This is a genomic window from Pseudomonas sp. H3_D04, from assembly GCF_054669175.1.
In genome coordinates this window covers 3,567,388-3,583,458 of sequence record NZ_CP162801.1, presented here as the reverse complement: position 1 = coordinate 3,583,458, position 16,071 = coordinate 3,567,388, and the positions used below count along the sequence as shown (strand labels likewise).

Sequence of the window (16,071 nt, the reverse complement as noted above, 5' to 3'; positions counted from 1 at the left end):
GCAGGCAATGAGCTCATTCGATTTCAAACAAGTAGATGTCTTCAGCCAGGTTGCACTCAAGGGCAATCCGTTGGCAGTCGTGTTCGACGCAGACAGGCTCAGCGATGAACGCATGGCGGCGTTCGCAAGCTGGACCAACCTCAGCGAAACCACATTCATCCTCGAACCGCGCGACCCTCGCGCCGACTATCGGGTACGGATCTTCACCACCCTCACCGAGTTGCCGTTCGCCGGTCACCCGACCTTGGGCACTTGCCATGCATGGCTTGAGGCCGGGGGCGTGCCCAAGGGCGAGGAGATCATTCAGGAGTGCGGCGTCGGTCTGGTGCGGGTCCGCAGGCAAGGCGCGGAGCTGGCCTTTCTCGCGCCGCCACTGATCAAGACAGGGCCGGTGGACGCTGACGTCGTCGAGCGCGTGCGCCGAGGGCTGCGACTGGAGCCGGGGGCGATTGTCCGGGCTCAATGGGTCGATAACGGTGCCGGCTGGTTGGCGGTGATGGTCGAGGACCGCCGACAGGTGCTGGATTTGCAGCCGGATCATTCACAGATGCTGGGCCTGGCCGTCGGCGTGATAGCGCCATGGCACCCTGAGCGCGATGGCGATGATGCGCAGTTTGAAGTGCGCGCTTTCATCTCCGGCGATGGCATGCCGGAAGACCCGGCTACCGGCAGCTTGAACGCCGGGATTGCGCAGTGGTTGCTTGCCGAAGGCTTGGCGCCGGCGTCCTACGTGGTCAGCCAGGGCCTGACCATGGGCCGCGCCGGGCGCATTCAGGTGGAGCAGGTGGGTGATGAGATCTGGATTGGTGGTTCGGTGGTGACCTGCATCAGCGGTGTGCTGGAAATCTAAAACTTGTGGGCGCGGGCTTGCTCGCGAAGGCGGTGCGTCAGATACATCCTTGTTGGATGTGCCGCCGTCTTCGCGAGCAAGCCCGCTCCCACAGGGAACCGCGTTATATCGCGCGATTATTGCGGCCTCGGTAACGCAGTCTTGGGCGATCGAGGTTTGTGCCCCGCGCCTTTGAGGGCATAAGCTTCGCCCCCTACGACTTTCATCTCGACCTCCGTTTTTCAGGAACCCCTCATGTCAAGCCAGTTCCCCGAAGCACGTCCACGCCGTCTGCGCCGCAATGCGAGCCTGCGCAGCCTGTTCCAGGAAACCGAGTTCAGTCTGAACGACCTGGTGCTGCCGATTTTCGTCGAGGAAGAAATCGATGACTTCGTGCCGATCAAAAGCATGCCCGGCGTGATGCGCATTCCAGAGTCGAAACTGGCCGGTGAGATCGAGCGTTACGCCCGCGCCGGGATCAAGTCGGTGATGACGTTCGGCGTGTCCCATCACCTGGACAGCAGCGGCAGTGACACCTGGAGCGACAACGGCCTGGTGTCGCGCATGTCGCGCATTGCCAAGGACGCGGTGCCGGAGATGATCGTGATGTCCGACACCTGCTTCTGCGAATACACCGACCACGGCCATTGTGGCGTGATGCACAACCATGAAGTCGACAACGACCAGACCCTGATCAACCTCGGCAAACAAGCCGTGGCGGCGGCACGGGCCGGTGCGGATGTGATTGCACCGTCAGCGGCCATGGACGGGCAGGTCCAGGCCATTCGCCGGGCCCTCGACCAAGCCGGTTTCACCCAGACCGCGATCATGGCCTATTCGACCAAATTTGCGTCTGCGCTCTACGGCCCGTTCCGCGAAGCTGGCGGCAGCGCGTTGAAAGGCGACCGCAAAAGCTACCAGATGAACCCGATGAACCGCCGCGAAGCGGTGCGCGAGTCTCTGATGGACGAGCAGGAAGGCGCCGATGCGCTGATGGTCAAACCGGCCGGCGCGTACCTGGACATCATCCGCGACATCCGCGAAGTGTCGCGTTTGCCGTTGTCGGCGTATCAGGTCAGCGGCGAGTACGCGATGATCAAATTCGCCGCGCAGGCCGGGGCGATTGATGAGGACCGCGTGGTGCGTGAAAGCCTTGGCGCGATCAAGCGGGCGGGGGCGGATCTGATCTTTACCTACTTCGCGATGGACCTGGCCCTGGCCGGGATCTAAGAAACACCTCGGAACCCCTGTAGGAGTGAGCCTGCTCGCGATGGCGTCTTGTCATTCGACCCATGTATTGACTGATACGCCGCCATCGCGAGCAGGCTCACTTCCACAGTAAATACTGGGGGCTCAGGGGCTGCCGAAAAACGGCCGGATCCCGTGCTCCTTGAAATACCGCTCAATCACCTTGGGATCCGCCGAGTTGTCGGCAATCGCCACATACGTATCCGGACGCAGCAGGTAAAACCCGTTACGCCCCAACCCCGCCGCTTCAAACGCCGGCCGCCAGTCGAACACGTGCAACGGCAGGTGATGCTCGTGACACCAGGCGATCATTTCGTCACTGGTGTCGCCATACACATGCACCTGCCAGGTCAGACACTTCAGCGATTCGAAATTGTCCCCCTCACCGTCGTGAGCCCAGGGCAGGCGGTCGCCGCCATGAACGTGGCCCGCGACCCCCGTGCTCAACGCCGTCCCACGATAGTTCAGGGTGATCTGCGACACCGTGCGAAACAGGAACTCACGGGACGTTTCGAATGAGGCCATTTTGGGGATCAGGAACGGCGCCAGACGGGTGCGCAACAAATCGGCCATGCGCCCTTCGGCAGTCACGAAGGTGAAGACCCGGTCGGTGGTGGCCACCAGTTTGCGGGCGAAGGTGATGCGTTCGGTTTCGTAGGTGTCGAGCAGCGTGGCTGTGGCGCCGCCGCTCAAGACGGCCGCCAGCTTCCAGGCCAGGTTGATGGCATCGCCGATCCCGGTGTTCATGCCCTGACCGCCCGCCGGGCTGTGGACGTGGGCCGCGTCGCCCAATAGAAAGGCGCGACCGTTGCGAAAGTGATCCGCCACCCGATGATGCACACGATACGTCGAGAACCAGTTGACCTGCTCAATCTGCACCTTCAGGTGTTCGATGGCCCGACTGCTGACGTCGGCAAACCCGAGGGTTTCAGCACGGTCGGCGCGCTCGTCGCGCACGGTGCCGATCAAGCGGGCGCGGCCTTCGCCGGCTAACGGAAACACCGCGAGAAAGTCCGCTTCATCCAGGTCCAGGTGCAGTTCGCCGTTGAACGTCGGCCCGTGAGCCTGCACGTCCGCCACGTAGAAAACCTGCTGGTAGGTGCCGCCGGGAAAACCGGTGTCGAGGGTCTTGCGCACGATTGACCGGGCGCCGTCGCAACCCGCCAGGTAACACGCCTGGCAGATTTCCTGTTGGCCATCGTGCAAGCGCAGCCTTGCACTGATGCCATCGCCGGTCTCTTCAAAACCCTCCAGTTCGGTGCTGCGTTCGACCTTGATACCGAACCCTTCGAGGCGTTCAATCAGCAATTGTTCGTGCTCATCCTGAGGGAACATCTCGAGAAACGCGTAAGGCGTCAGCCCCTCGCCGATGCCGGTCAATGGCAAGCGCGCTACGGGCTCGCCCTTGACCCAGAAATTCGCTGCGTCCACCCGGTGGCCTTTTTGTACCACGGCATTGCTGAGGTCGAGCTGACGGTAAAGCTCCAGCGTCCGTGCCTGGACCGCCAGCGCCCGGGACGTGGTGCCGGGGGCCGACGTCTTGTCGATAATCCTTACCACAATCCCCAGTTTGCTCAGCCACAGCGCCAATACCAGCCCGGTCGGGCCGGCGCCGACGATCAGCACGTCGCTACGGTTCATGAGCCTGTCCTCCTCGGTGTGTGGCACAAGTATGGTCCAGCGCGGGGATATGAAAAGGCAGGCCGCCCAACGGAAAAGGCCCGCAACCGTGAAGTGGTGGGGGATGAAAGGGGAACGGGGCGTTGCGGCAGCAGTCATAGCCTGCGCCATGCCTTTGATCGTATGGTTAACCCGGTTCAGCAGAGTTGATGGAGCACCATGCAAGCCAATCGATTGATCATGAGTCTCGCGGCGCTGCTGGTGCTGGCGGGTTGCGGCACCCAGCGCACTCAGGAGTTGCCGGCCCGCAAACCCGCCGAGGTCAAGGCCGAGATTGTGCGCCTGCTGCCGGCGAAAACCGTTGACCGCCAAGGCTGGGCCACGGACATCTACGCCGCTTTTGCCGCGCAGAACATCTATCCCTCCACGCAAAACCTGTGTTCGGTGCTCGCGGTCACCGAGCAAGAGTCGACCTTCCAGGTCGACCCACCCGTGCCGGGCCTGGGCAAGATCGCCCGCGAAGAGATCGACCGTCGTGCCGCTAAAGTCCATATCCCCAGCCTGCTGGTCAGCGGTGCACTGCAGGTCAGTTCATCCAACGGTAAAAGCTACAGCGACCGGCTGAATGCGGCGCGCAGCGAAAAAGAACTCAGCGCGATTTTCGATGACTTCATCGGCATTGTGCCCATGGGGCGGACCTTGTTTGGAGGGCTCAATCCGGTGCACACCGGTGGGCCGATGCAGGTCAGCATCGACTTCGCCGAGCAACAGGCACGGGATTATCCGTATCCGTATCCGTATCCGGTGAACGGCTCGATCCGTCGTGAAGTGTTCAGCCGTCGCGGCGGCATGTACTTCGGCATTGCTCACTTGCTCGGGTACCCGGTGAGCTACAAACAGCCGCTGTATCGCTTCGCCGATTTCAATGCCGGTTGGTACGCCAGCCGCAATGCGGCGTTTCAGAATGCGGTGAGTCGAGCGTCAGGCATCCCTTTGGCGCTGGATGGTGATCTGGTGCGCTACGACGCGATCATGCCGGGCACCACGGAATTGGCGGTGCGCAGCCTTGGCAAGCAATTGGGCATGCGCAACACGACCATTCGCGATCAATTGGAGGAGGGCAAAAACCTGCAGTTCGAGGACACCCAGCTTTATGCGCGGGTGTTCGACCTGGCCGAGAAGGCGGAAGGTCGGCCGTTGCCTCGTGCAGTGTTGCCGGGGATCGTGCTGCAAAGCCCGAAAATCACCCGCAAACTCACGACGGCGTGGTTTGCCAAGCGGGTGGATGAGCGTTATCAGCGCTGCATGACACGGGCGGGCAAGTGACCGGCCGCAAAAAACAGGCAAAAAAAACCCGGCTGATGAGGCCGGGTTTTTCATTGAGTACTGCGGTAAAACCCTTCATTTATACAGCGCGGCTTTCGATCAGACGATCCGAACCACCTTCAGCGACGCGGTTTTCGATCAGACGATCCGAACCACCTTCAGCGACGCGGTTTTCGATCAGACGATCCGAACCACCTTCAGCAACGCGGTTTTCGATCAGACGATCCGAGCCACCTTCAGCGACGCGGTTTTCGATCAGACGATCCGAGCCACCTTCAGCGACGCGGTTTTCGATCAGACGATCCGAGCCACCTTCAGCAACGCGGTTTTCGATCAGGCGATCCGAACCACCTTCAGCAACGCGGTTTTCGATCAGACGATCGGAACCACCTTCAGCTACGCGGTTTTCGATCAGGCGGTCAGAACCACCTTCAGCAACGCGGTTTTCGATCAGACGATCCGAACCACCTTCAGCGACGCGGTTTTCGATCAAACGATCCGAACCACCTTCAGCCACACGACTTTCGATCAGGCGATCCGAGCCGCCTTCAGCGACAACCGGGTGAGCAGAAGAAGCGGCGAAAGCGTTAACTGCAAAAACCGAGAAAGCGATGCTGAGAAGGATTTGGCGTTTCATGATGGTGTGCTCCGGGGTGTAGTTGTTTGGTATGGAGGCGATGTTACGCCGCGGATTTTTTATGAGAACTTCATTGAGGTGATGGTGAACATCGACGGCATTGATAGGTGACACGATCCCCCTCACGCGGGCGTGATGGTTCAGTCGTCGGATGGCGGCGGCGGGGTCGATCGGCGCTTCTACACTGGATAGCTGGCGCGTGCCTTTACCTTCGAGGAGTCGATCATGAGTGCCAGTTCCCATGCTCCCGAGCACACCGGCCTGCTGCTGGTGGATCCTTACAACGACTTCCTCAGCGAAGGCGGCAAACTGCATGGCCGCGCTCAACCGGTGGCTGATAGCGTCGGTACGCTGGCCAACCTGAAAACCGTGGTGGCGGCTGTTCGCAAGGCCGGCATCCAGGTTTTCTATGTTCCGCATCACCGCGCCGAGCCCGATGAACTGGCGCGCTGGAAACACCCCACTCCCTATCAACAAGGCGCCAGCCGTGCGCAAGTATTTGCCGCCGGAACCTGGGGCGGGGAATGGCACCCGGATTTCCAGCCACAGGCCGGTGACGTGGTCGTCAAGGAACACTGGGGCGGCAGTGGTTTTGCCAACACCGATCTGGACTATCTGCTCAAACAGCACGGGATCAACAAGGTTGTGGTGGTGGGGATGCTCGCCAATACGTGCATCGAAAGCACCGCCAGGTTCGCCGCCGAACTGGGCTATCACGTCACGCTGGTGCGCGACGCCACGGCCGCGTTCAGTGTCGAGGCCATGCACGCCGCGCATGAGATCAATGGCCCGACGTATGCCCACTCGATTGTCACGACGGCGGAGTTGATCGCGGCGCTCGGTTGATCGCGCTCAGATGACTTTCACTGCCCGACCGATGAATTGAATCGGCCCGGTCGGCTTGCCGATCGGTGAGCCCTGCGGATTTTCCAGGGTCAGCTCGAACAGTTGATTGGGTTGCAGTGGCGGCAATTTGTCGAGCGGAATCGATAGGGTCTGTCCCGGTTTGACCAAGCCCAGAGACACCGGTCCTTGCCAGTCATCGGCCTTGGTCCAGAACTCGAGCGCCTTGTCGGCCGGGACCTCAATGACACCCAGCGGAATCAGCTGGATTTCCCTCGGGTTGCTGGCCTGGATCACCCAGCCAGGTGCCTTGTCCTGAGGACCGACCAACACCACCAGATAGGTAGGCTTGACGGTGGTTTGCGTCAGCATCAATGCGCCGAGCAGCAACGTGGCCGCCAGCCCTGCACCGGCGAGCCCGCGCCAGAGCGGCAACAGATTCCACCAGGATAAAGACTGAGCCGCGATGAGCGACGGTGGCCGTGTCACCTTGTTCACGCTGCGCTCGATACGCTGCCAAAGGTAGGGTGACGGCGGGTGAGGTTCTGCCAGATCGGTCAGGCCGAGCAGGCGACGCTCCCAGGCGTCCACGGCGGCCCGCAAATCAGGTTCGTCGCGCAGGCGCTGTCGGACCTGGGTGCGAAGCTCTGCGGACAGGGTGCCCAACACATATTCGCTGGCCAGTTCGTCGAGTTCTTCCGGGGTTTCATTCGTCAGTTTGCTGATCATCCCATGCACTCCCGCAGTGCCGTCAGGCTCCGCTTGATCCAGGCTTTGACGGTGCCCAGCGGGGTGCCGAGTTTGTGTGAGATTTCAGTATGAGAATACCCGTCGACGTAGGCATGCAGGATACAGGCGCGCCTTGCAGGCTCCAGTTGCTCCAGGCATTGATGAATGCGCCCGGAATGAGCCTGGGCATCGAAGGTTGCCGTGTCGTCCACCCCATCGAAATCACCTTGAATCTCGCGGCTGTTGTCACGGATGAAATTCAGGGCCAGATGCCGCGTCAAACTGAATATCCACCCCCGCGCCGACCCTCGCGCCGGGTCGAACTGCGCGGCGCCATTCCATATCTTGATGAAGGCATCGTGGACGATGTCTTCCGCCAGCGCAGTGTCACGCACCAGGCGTTTGGCAACGCCCAGCAGGCGCGGACTCTCCTGCACATACAAATCACGCAGGGCCTGACGCTCACCGCGGGCGCAGGCGGCGATATGGGCTTCGTAATCGAAAAGAGTTTCGGGTAAGGACACTGAGTTCAGCCGTCAATAATGGGCAGCAGCCCCGGGCCATCGGACCGGGGCCAGTGCTGAGCAGCGTAGACCAATTTCCCGCAGGCCTGGTTTCAGTTGGCCGCCCAGAAAATGTAATCCGCCTGGTACTTCACTATTTCTTGCTTGCCCTTGTTGGCCGCCGAGCATTCAGCGCTCGGGGCCACGCCACCTTTGAGGGCGACGCGCTGGATGTAGCTGACGCCGGTCATTGCGCCTTTTCCTTCGGCCGGGTTGGCCTTGACCAATTGATAGGGCAGGTTGCCCGGACTCGAAGGCGCGACAGCCAGTTGAGTGCCGGTGACTTTCGAACCGTCTTTCGCCTGCCAGGTGGCGGGCGGTCCGAAATAGGTGCCGACCTGTTTGCCGCTGCGATCATTGAGTACCGCTTTGGGGCCGACAAAGAACCATTCGGTCTGGCCGGCGGCATTGACCTTGTCACGGCATTCGTAAGTGATCTCGCCGACACCGGTGGTTTCCAGGGCGACCTTGTGCCCGTCCGGGACCTTGATACTGTCGGGCAGACCTGACTGGGCGTAGGCCATTGGGCCCGCGACGAACAAACCGGCAAGGCAAATCAGCTGTTTGGCATTCATGAATAGCGCTCCGTAAATGAGTAATCTGCTCGGCAGCCTCAGGGGCTGTTACTGGTACTACCCATCGGAAAGCGATTTGGATGCAGTGGCATAAAAAGAAATTTTCCAGCATGGTCAGTATCAGATGCTACAAAGAGACACTCTTGAAGGGGGGGCTTATGTACCAGCTCTACGGACACCAGAATTCCGGCGCCGCCGCGATAGAGGCCGCCCTCGAACTCTGTGAAATCCCTTATCGTTTTATCGACGTCGAGTCGTCTGCGGAGGCTGCCAAAGCCCTGGAGAAACTCAACCCGCTCAAGCAGATTCCCACCTTGCAATTGCCCGACGGCAGCGTCCTCACCGAAAGCGCGGCGATCCTGATTCATCTGGGGCTCGCGTTTCCCGAGTCAAACCTGCTGTCGAACACGCCCGCCGAGCGTGATCAAGCGATCCGGGGCCTGGTGTACATCGTCAGCAATTGCTATGCGGCCATCGGCATCATCGATTACCCCGAGCGCTGGCTGATCGAGCCGAATCAATCGGCCATGGAAAACCTCATGGCCGGCGCCCGTCGACGGTTGCACTGGAGTTGGGAGGTGTTTGCCGATCAGTTCTCGGGCGAGTTGTACCTGGACGACGAGACGCCTGGGGCACTGGATGTGCTGGCGGCGGTGGTGACGCGATGGGCGGGCAGTCGTGAGCATCTGCGCAATGCCCGACCCGGTTTTTATGCGTGGCTGACGCGAATCGATCGCCACCCGACGCTGGCACCGGTTTTCGCCCGGCATTGGCCAACCTGAAAACCAGGCAAATCAAAAGTGGGAGCGAGCCTGCTCGCTCCCACAGGGGAACTGCGTAATTTCAGAGTCACTCGCCGCGAATGTACTGCTCCAACTGGCGAATCAATTCAGCCTGTTCGGCGATGGCTTCCTTGACCAGGTCACCGATCGACAGCAAGCCGATCAACTTGCCGTTTTCCACCACAGGCAGGTGGCGCAGGCGTCTGTCGGACATGATGCCCAGGCAGGTATCAACGGTTTGATGGGTGTCCACGGTGATCACCGGCGACACCATGATGTCGCGAACCGGCGTGCCCACCGAAGAACGGCCATGCAGCACCAGTTTGCGCGCGTAGTCCCGCTCGCTGATGATCCCCAGCACTTCGTCATTCTCCACCACCAACAAGGCGCCGACGTTTTTTTCGGCCATCTTCATCAGGGCTTCGAGCACCATGTGATCGGGTTTGATCTGGTGCACTTCCTGATTTTTCTGATCTTTCAACTTGAGCAGTTGGGCGACGGTTTTCATGATGGCTTCTCAGGTGTTGTCGTTGTTATTGAAGAATCGTAGACCCAGGCGCCGAGGGCAAGGCGGAAAGCGGCAGATAACGCGCAAAAAACGTCATTCGGCGGATTTTCTTCGATTAACCGGAAGTTTTTCGCTGATCCATGGGCTGAACCCAGCCCCCTGTGGGAGTGAGCCTGCTCGCGATAGCGCAGGGTCAGCCAATACAAGCGGCGACGGATGCACCGCCATCGCAAGCAGGCCCGCTCCCAAAGGGGGTGCATTCAGCTCAGAGAGGGCTATCCCCCGCGATGACGCGTAGAATTGCCGCTTGAATCAAATCTTGAGGTTGCAGTGGTGGATTTACAGCAGGGCTTCGTCCTGACCCGGCATTGGCGCGACACCCCGGCCGGTACGCAAGTCGAGTTCTGGCTGGCGACCGACGCCGGTCCCCAACGTATCCGTCTGCCACATCAACCGTCGGTGGCATTTATCCCGGCGGCCCGGCGCGAGCAAGCCGAGGCTGTTTTGCGCGGCGAAAAAAATGTCGAGCTCAAGCCATTGGCCCTTCAGGATTTCGAGCACCGCCCGGTGCTCGGCCTGTATTGCCAGCAACATGGTCAGTTGATGCGCCTGGAAACCGCGCTGCGCAAAGCCGGCGTCGAGATGTTCGAAGCTGACGTGCGCCCGCCGGAACGCTACATGATGGAGCGTTTCATCACCGCGCCGGTCCTTTTTGGTGGCACGCCAGGGTCCGAAGGCCTGCTGCTCGACGCGCAGATGAAACCCGCTCCCGACTACCGGCCCAACCTCAGGCTGGTGTCCCTGGACATCGAAACCACGGCTCAGGGCGAGTTGTATTCCATTGCCCTGGAAGGCTGCGGCGAGCGCCAGGTCTACATGCTTGGTCCGCCCAATGGCGATGACAGCGCGGTGGATTTCCAACTCGACTACTGCGACTCCCGAACCGTCCTGCTGAAAAAGCTCAACGAATGGTTCGCCCGCCATGACCCCGACGCGATCATTGGCTGGAACGTCGTGCAGTTCGACCTGCGCGTGCTGCACCAGCACGCCCGTCAGCTGGGTGTACCGCTGAAACTGGGGCGCGGCGGCGAAGAAATGCAATGGCGCGAGCACGGCAGCCGCAACCATTACTTCGCCTCCGCCGCCGGTCGGTTGATCATCGACGGCATCGAATCCCTGCGCTCGGCGACCTGGAGCTTCCCCTCGTTCAGCCTGGAAAACGTCGCGCAAACCCTGCTCGGCGAGGGCAAGGCGATCAGCACGCCGTACCAGCGCATGGACGAAATCAACCGCATGTTCGCCGAGGACAAGCCGGCACTCGCCACGTACAACCTCAAGGACTGCGAGCTGGTGACGCGGATTTTCGCCAAGACCCAACTGCTGACCTTCCTCCTGGAACGGGCCAGCGTCACCGGTTTGCCGGCGGACCGCAGTGGCGGCTCGGTGGCGGCGTTCACCCACCTGTACATGCCGCTGATGCACCGACAGGGTTTCGTGGCGCCGAATCTGGGCAACAAGCCCGCGCAGGCCAGCCCCGGCGGTTTTGTCATGGATTCGCAGCCGGGCTTGTACGAGTCGGTGCTGGTACTCGACTACAAAAGCCTCTATCCGTCGATTATCCGCACTTTCCTGATTGATCCGGTCGGGCTGATCGAAGGCTTGCAGCATCCCGAAGACAGCGAGTCTGTGCCGGGTTTTCGCGGTGCGCGTTTTTCCAGGACCCGGCATTGCCTGCCGGCGATCGTCGCGCGGGTAGCCGAAGGCCGCGAGACCGCCAAGCGCGAGCACAACGCGCCGTTGTCGCAAGCGCTGAAGATCATCATGAACGCCTTCTATGGAGTGCTCGGTTCCAGCGGCTGTCGCTTCTTCGATACGCGCCTGGCGTCGTCCATCACCTTGCGCGGCCACGAGATCATGCTGCGCACCCGGCAGCTGATCGAAGCCCAGGGGCACACGGTGATTTACGGCGACACCGATTCGACGTTCGTCTGGCTGCGTCGTGCCCACGGCCAGGAAGAGGCCGCGCAGATCGGCCGCGCGCTGGTGGACCACGTCAACCAATGGTGGCGCGAACATGTGCAACAGGAATACGGGCTGGAAAGCGCCCTGGAATTGCAGTTCGAGACCCACTACAAACGCTTTCTGATGCCGACGATTCGTGGCGCCGAGGAGGGCAGCAAGAAGCGTTACGCCGGGCTGGTCACCCGCGCCGATGGCACTGACGAAATGGTCTACAAGGGCCTGGAAACCGTGCGCACCGACTGGTCGCCGCTGGCCCGGCAATTCCAGCAGGAACTGTACTCACGGATTTTCCATCGCCAGCCCTATCAGGATTACGTGCGCGACTACGTGCGCAAGACCCTGGCCGGCGAGTTCGACGACCGCCTGATCTACCGCAAGCGCCTGCGCCGTACTCTGGATGACTATGAACGCAACGTGCCGCCCCACGTCCGTGCGGCGCGGATCGCCGATGACTACAACGACCAGCAGGGCCGCCCCAGGCAATACCAGAACGGCGGCTGGATCAGCTACGTGATCAGCGTCGCCGGGCCCGAACCGCTGGAGATTCGCAGCGCGCCCATCGACTACGACCATTACGTCACCCGGCAATTGCAACCGGTGGCGGATGCGATTCTGCCCTTCGTGGACGACGACTTTTCAACCTTGATTGGTGGGCAACTGGGCTTGTTTTGAGTCCAGCAGCTGCAGCGTCCAGTCATCCCGTATGCCGTGAAAGTATTGATCCAGTGCCTTATGGAACACGCTGCCCTTGGGGGCGATTTGGGCGAACAGGGTCATCGACGAGTGAAACTTGAGGTTGTCGGGGTGTCCGAAAATCTCGGCGATCGAGCGTTGTTTGATGTCCAGGACCAATTGAGTGCAGGTTCGCAGTCGAGCGCCCAGCGTTGGATGCTCAAGGTAGGCCATGGCTTCCTCGCGGGAGTGGATCGCGTAATGTCGAGACATCTGGCTACCGCCCAATCCGGCGAACTGCGGAAAAACGAACCACATCCAGTGCCGGCGCTTGCGGCCGGCTTTCAACTCTTCCCGGACCCACTCGAACACGGGGTCTTGTGCTTGCACAAAGCGTGGCAAATTGAAGTCGTCGAGCTGATCAGTGCTTCTCATGCAGAAGCCCTCTGACAGTACCGCGATGGCTTAGACCATGGCCAACCGGTGCTTGCGTTGTGGCGCGTGAAACGCGTGGTCCAGCGCCTTCAAGTCCTCGTCGTCGAGCCGCAGTTGTGCGGCCTGCGCATTCAGTTGCACATGTTCAGGAGCGACCGCTTTGGGGATGGCGATCACGCCTGTCTGTCGCAGAATCCATGCCAGTGCTATCTGAGCCGGCTTCGCGGCGTGACGGGCGGCAATCTGCCTGAGCGCCGGATGGGTCAGCATCGTTCCTCCCTGACCGATGGGACAGTATGCCATCAACGGCTGCTGATGCTGTTGACACCAGGGCAGAAGATCAAATTCGATGCCGCGCTCTTCCAGGTTGTACAGCACCTGGTTGGTAGCGCAGGCCGGTGAGTTCAATTCCTCCAGGTCGTCAACGTCGAAATTGGACACGCCCCAACGGCCGATTTTGCCGTCTTCTCGCAGTCGTTCGAAGGCTGCGACGGTTTCCTCGAGCGGATACTGGCCGCGCCAATGCAGCAGGTATAAATCGATGTAATCGGTGTTCAAGCGCCGCAGGCTGCGTTCGCAGGCCTGGGGGATGCCTTTGCGGCTGGCGTTGTGCGGGTAGACCTTGCTGACCAGGAAGACCTTGTCGCGCAGGCCTGTTATGGCTTCACCCACCACTTCCTCCGCGCCGCCTTCAGCGTACATCTCGGCGGTGTCGATCAGGGTCATGCCCAGCTCGATGCCCAGGCGCAGCGCGGCAACTTCCTTGTTGTGTTGCGAGGGATCTTCGCCCATGCGCCAGGTGCCTTGACCGATGACCGGTACGTCGACGCCGGCCAGTTCGAGGGTCCGCATGAAAACCTCCTTTTTCGAATCGATAGATACTCTCCAGTTGGCAGCAGAATACCCCGGTGGTTCCGTGGACGTGTAGCAGCTGCTCGGCAGCTGCTTGATTGTGGGGGGGTTTAGTGGGCCGAAAACTTCAGCACAGTGCTCTGGGTATAGGTCTTGCCCGGGTCAAGTCGGGTGGACGGGAAGTTCGGCTGGTTCGGTGAGTCCGGGTAGTGCTGGGTCTCGAGGGTAAACGCGCCCCAATGCGGATAAACCTTGCCGCCCTTGCCCTTGACCGTGCCATCGAGGAAGTTGCTGGTGTAGAACTGCACGCCGGGTTCAGTGGTGTAGAGCTGCAAGCGGCGCCCGGAGAGTGGGTCGCTGACATCGGCCGCCAGCTTGCCCACATCACCCTTGGCGTCCAGGGCCCAGTTGAAGTCAAAGCCGCCCTGTTTCGGCTCGGCGAATTTCAGTTGCGGGTGATCGGCCTTGATGTTTTTGCCGATGGCGGTGGGTTGTGTGAAGTCCATCGGCGTACCCGCGACCGGGGCCAGTTCGCCGGTCGGAATCAGTTTGGCGGTGACCGGCGTGTAATGGGTCGAATGCAGGGTGACGAGCTGTTTCAGAACATCCCCGTTGCCCGCGCCGGCGAGGTTGAAATAGCTGTGATTGGTCAGGTTCAGTACGGTCGGTTTATCAGTGCTGGCCTTGTAGTCGATGCGCAGTTCATTGTTCTCGGTGAGGCTGTAAGTGACCTCGGTCTTGAGGTTGCCGGGGAAGCCCATTTCGCCGTCCGCCGACAGATAGGTCAGGGTAACGCCCACAGAATCCTTGCCTTTGCTCGGCTGAGCTTTCCACACGTGCTTGTCAAACCCTTGCGGGCCGCCGTGCAGCGAGTTGGAGCCGTCGTTGAGCGGCACCTGATAGCGTTTGCCGTCCAGTTCGAACGCGCCGTTGGCCAGGCGATTGCCGAAACGCCCGATGGTCGCGCCAAAGTAAGCGGTGCCGCTCTGATAGCCCTGGACATCGTCAAAACCCAGCACCACGTCGTCGAGCTTGCCGTTTTTGTCCGGCACCTTCAGCGACTGCAAAATGCCGCCGTAGGTAATGATCGTGGCTTGCAGGCCATGGCTGTTGCGCAAGACGTATTGCTCGACGGGTGTGCCGTCGTTGGTCTTGCCGAAGGCTTTGTGTTCGCTGGACAGGCCAGCCGCTTGAGTGGGGAGGGTGGCGATCATCAGGGACAGTCCGAGGCCGGAGAGCAGGTGTCGGGAGTGCAGCATGGTTGACCTTCCTTTTTGTTGTTTTTGGAATGTAGTCATACTAATGATCGATTTTGATCGTCGATCAAGGAAGGATTTATAGCTGATATGTGAAGTGTTGCAATTAAAAGTATGACTAATTTGTCGGTGTTTGTTATGGAGGCCAGGGTTTACGGACCATCGGCACTGCACTTTTTCAGCTTTGGCGGCTCTATCCTTGGCCAGCCTGCGGCGATCCCCTCCGTCGGCCCATGCCCAAGTTCAAGCACCCATGGTTCGAGTTTTACCCTTTTTTGCTTCACTTCTACGTCGCCGATGCCTGCTGCTGGCCAGCCTGTCGATGCTCTTCGCCAGCGGTTGCAGCCAGCAACAGGGCAGCGACATCGTCAACCAGTTCCGCGAAGGCACGCCCCGGGAATTCCTCCAGACCAGCGTCGACCGCATGGCGACCCTGGCGATGCGCGACAACCTCGACAGCCTCTACTTGCTGATGAGCAAGCTTTACCTGCGTAACCCGGACGAGTTGAAAAAATCCGGCTTCCTCGACGCCCGCACCGCCGGTAAACAAGTGCGCCTGGCCATCGAACAACAGCAGCCGCTGCCGACCCTCGGTGGCAAGAAGGACCTCGCGGCGCTGAGCTACGCCATGAGCCCGGAGTTTCTCGGCGACCGGGTCGGCGCCTTCATCTACGCCATCGGCAGCATGCTGGTCACCGCTCACGGCAACCGTCTCGAGTTCTATATGACCGATGCGATCAACCCGACCTTCGTCAACAACGCCGCTCGCAACATCGAGAAAGCCACCTGGATCCTGAGCCAGCGGCAAAACAAAAACGGCGAGCCCTTGCTGTTCTCCAACGAAATTTCGGAGGAGGGCAGCAACCTGAGTTTTGCCGTGGAGTTCGGCAAGATCGTCGCGCGGCTGGATCTGCTGACGCAGATGCTGGACGAGCGTTATCGGCGGATCGGCCTGAACTACGCGCAGAGCTTGCTGTTTTTGAATTTCCTGCCCGTGCAGTAAATCAACCCCACCGCACTCACTGACACAGCAGATCCCCCTGAGGCGCGAGCCTGCTCGCGATAGCGTTGGCACATTCAATATCACGTGACTGAAACATCGCCATCGCGAGCAGGCTCGCTCCCACAGGGGGGGTTGAGTAAATAGGAAAAGTAGTAAGTTGTGGAATAACGA

At 60.5% G+C, this 16,071-nt stretch carries 16 protein-coding genes; 7 read left to right on the top strand and 9 right to left on the bottom strand.

Features of this window, described 5'->3' with window-relative positions; translation table 11 throughout:
- Positions 1-7: 7 nt before the first annotated feature.
- Complete coding sequence (locus AB4N91_RS16595) at positions 8-850, top strand: PhzF family phenazine biosynthesis protein (RefSeq protein WP_169857397.1); 843 nt, start codon at positions 8-10, stop codon at positions 848-850.
- A 234-nt stretch (positions 851-1,084) separates the two neighbouring features.
- Positions 1,085-2,059 carry a porphobilinogen synthase gene (hemB, locus tag AB4N91_RS16590; protein ID WP_077750523.1) on the top strand — a complete coding sequence of 325 codons (975 nt, stop codon included), beginning with the start codon at positions 1,085-1,087 and terminating at the stop codon, positions 2,057-2,059.
- Between the two features lie 123 nt (positions 2,060-2,182).
- On the opposite strand, the gene AB4N91_RS16585 is transcribed toward hemB, so the two are convergent.
- Positions 2,183-3,718, bottom strand: coding sequence for an FAD-dependent monooxygenase (locus AB4N91_RS16585; RefSeq protein ID WP_221108915.1), 1,536 nt, complete (start codon positions 3,716-3,718; stop codon positions 2,183-2,185).
- Between the two features lie 198 nt (positions 3,719-3,916).
- Here AB4N91_RS16585 and AB4N91_RS16580 point away from each other — a divergent pair, with 198 nt between their 5' ends.
- Positions 3,917-5,023, top strand: a complete 1,107-nt coding sequence (locus AB4N91_RS16580; RefSeq protein ID WP_460111158.1) for a DUF1615 domain-containing protein — start codon at positions 3,917-3,919, stop codon at positions 5,021-5,023.
- Positions 5,024-5,102: 79 nt separating this feature from the next.
- Here AB4N91_RS16580 and AB4N91_RS16575 read toward each other — a convergent pair whose 3' ends face one another.
- Positions 5,103-5,660 (bottom strand): phage infection protein, encoded by a 558-nt coding sequence (locus tag AB4N91_RS16575; protein WP_154504014.1) that lies wholly within the window; start codon positions 5,658-5,660, stop codon positions 5,103-5,105.
- 225 nt (positions 5,661-5,885) lie between these two features.
- Between AB4N91_RS16575 and AB4N91_RS16570 the strand changes: the two genes are divergently transcribed.
- Positions 5,886-6,506: a cysteine hydrolase family protein gene (locus tag AB4N91_RS16570; protein WP_460111154.1), complete on the top strand. Its 621-nt coding sequence runs from the start codon at positions 5,886-5,888 to the stop codon at positions 6,504-6,506.
- A 6-nt stretch (positions 6,507-6,512) separates the two neighbouring features.
- Here the strand turns inward: AB4N91_RS16570 and AB4N91_RS16565 are convergent, their stop codons facing one another.
- The 3 genes from AB4N91_RS16565 to AB4N91_RS16555 all read right to left on the bottom strand — a co-directional run bounded on the left by AB4N91_RS16565 (position 6,513) and on the right by AB4N91_RS16555 (position 8,370).
- A complete protein-coding gene (locus AB4N91_RS16565) occupies positions 6,513-7,232 on the bottom strand; it encodes an anti-sigma factor (RefSeq protein WP_010458611.1) in 720 nt (239 codons plus the stop codon).
- Complete coding sequence (locus AB4N91_RS16560; protein ID WP_010458612.1) at positions 7,229-7,756, bottom strand: sigma-70 family RNA polymerase sigma factor; 528 nt, start codon at positions 7,754-7,756, stop codon at positions 7,229-7,231. Before AB4N91_RS16560 ends, AB4N91_RS16565 begins: the two co-directional genes overlap by 4 nt.
- A gap of 92 nt (positions 7,757-7,848) precedes the next feature.
- Positions 7,849-8,370, bottom strand: a complete 522-nt coding sequence (locus tag AB4N91_RS16555) for a DUF3455 domain-containing protein (protein ID WP_010458614.1) — start codon at positions 8,368-8,370, stop codon at positions 7,849-7,851.
- A 158-nt stretch (positions 8,371-8,528) separates the two neighbouring features.
- Here AB4N91_RS16555 and AB4N91_RS16550 point away from each other — a divergent pair, with 158 nt between their 5' ends.
- Complete coding sequence (locus AB4N91_RS16550) at positions 8,529-9,152, top strand: glutathione S-transferase (RefSeq protein ID WP_010458616.1); 624 nt, start codon at positions 8,529-8,531, stop codon at positions 9,150-9,152.
- Positions 9,153-9,219: 67 nt separating this feature from the next.
- On the opposite strand, the gene AB4N91_RS16545 is transcribed toward AB4N91_RS16550, so the two are convergent.
- Positions 9,220-9,660, bottom strand: a complete 441-nt coding sequence (locus AB4N91_RS16545; protein WP_007944798.1) for a CBS domain-containing protein — start codon at positions 9,658-9,660, stop codon at positions 9,220-9,222.
- 333 nt (positions 9,661-9,993) lie between these two features.
- Here AB4N91_RS16545 and AB4N91_RS16540 point away from each other — a divergent pair, with 333 nt between their 5' ends.
- Positions 9,994-12,354, top strand: a complete 2,361-nt coding sequence (locus AB4N91_RS16540; protein ID WP_311099170.1) for a DNA polymerase II — start codon at positions 9,994-9,996, stop codon at positions 12,352-12,354.
- On the opposite strand, the gene AB4N91_RS16535 is transcribed toward AB4N91_RS16540, so the two are convergent.
- The 3 genes from AB4N91_RS16535 to AB4N91_RS16525 all read right to left on the bottom strand — a co-directional run bounded on the left by AB4N91_RS16535 (position 12,319) and on the right by AB4N91_RS16525 (position 14,900).
- A complete protein-coding gene (locus AB4N91_RS16535; protein WP_460111147.1) occupies positions 12,319-12,789 on the bottom strand; it encodes a DUF1810 domain-containing protein in 471 nt (156 codons plus the stop codon). The two genes, AB4N91_RS16540 and AB4N91_RS16535, sit on opposite strands and share 36 nt — an antisense overlap.
- Positions 12,790-12,819: 30 nt before the next feature.
- Positions 12,820-13,641: an aldo/keto reductase gene (locus AB4N91_RS16530; protein ID WP_102593390.1), complete on the bottom strand. Its 822-nt coding sequence runs from the start codon at positions 13,639-13,641 to the stop codon at positions 12,820-12,822.
- A 110-nt stretch (positions 13,642-13,751) separates the two neighbouring features.
- A complete protein-coding gene (locus AB4N91_RS16525) occupies positions 13,752-14,900 on the bottom strand; it encodes an aldose epimerase family protein (protein WP_010458621.1) in 1,149 nt (382 codons plus the stop codon).
- A 250-nt stretch (positions 14,901-15,150) separates the two neighbouring features.
- Between AB4N91_RS16525 and AB4N91_RS16520 the strand changes: the two genes are divergently transcribed.
- Complete coding sequence (locus AB4N91_RS16520) at positions 15,151-15,900, top strand: hypothetical protein (RefSeq protein WP_460111145.1); 750 nt, start codon at positions 15,151-15,153, stop codon at positions 15,898-15,900.
- Positions 15,901-16,071 lie beyond the last annotated feature (171 nt).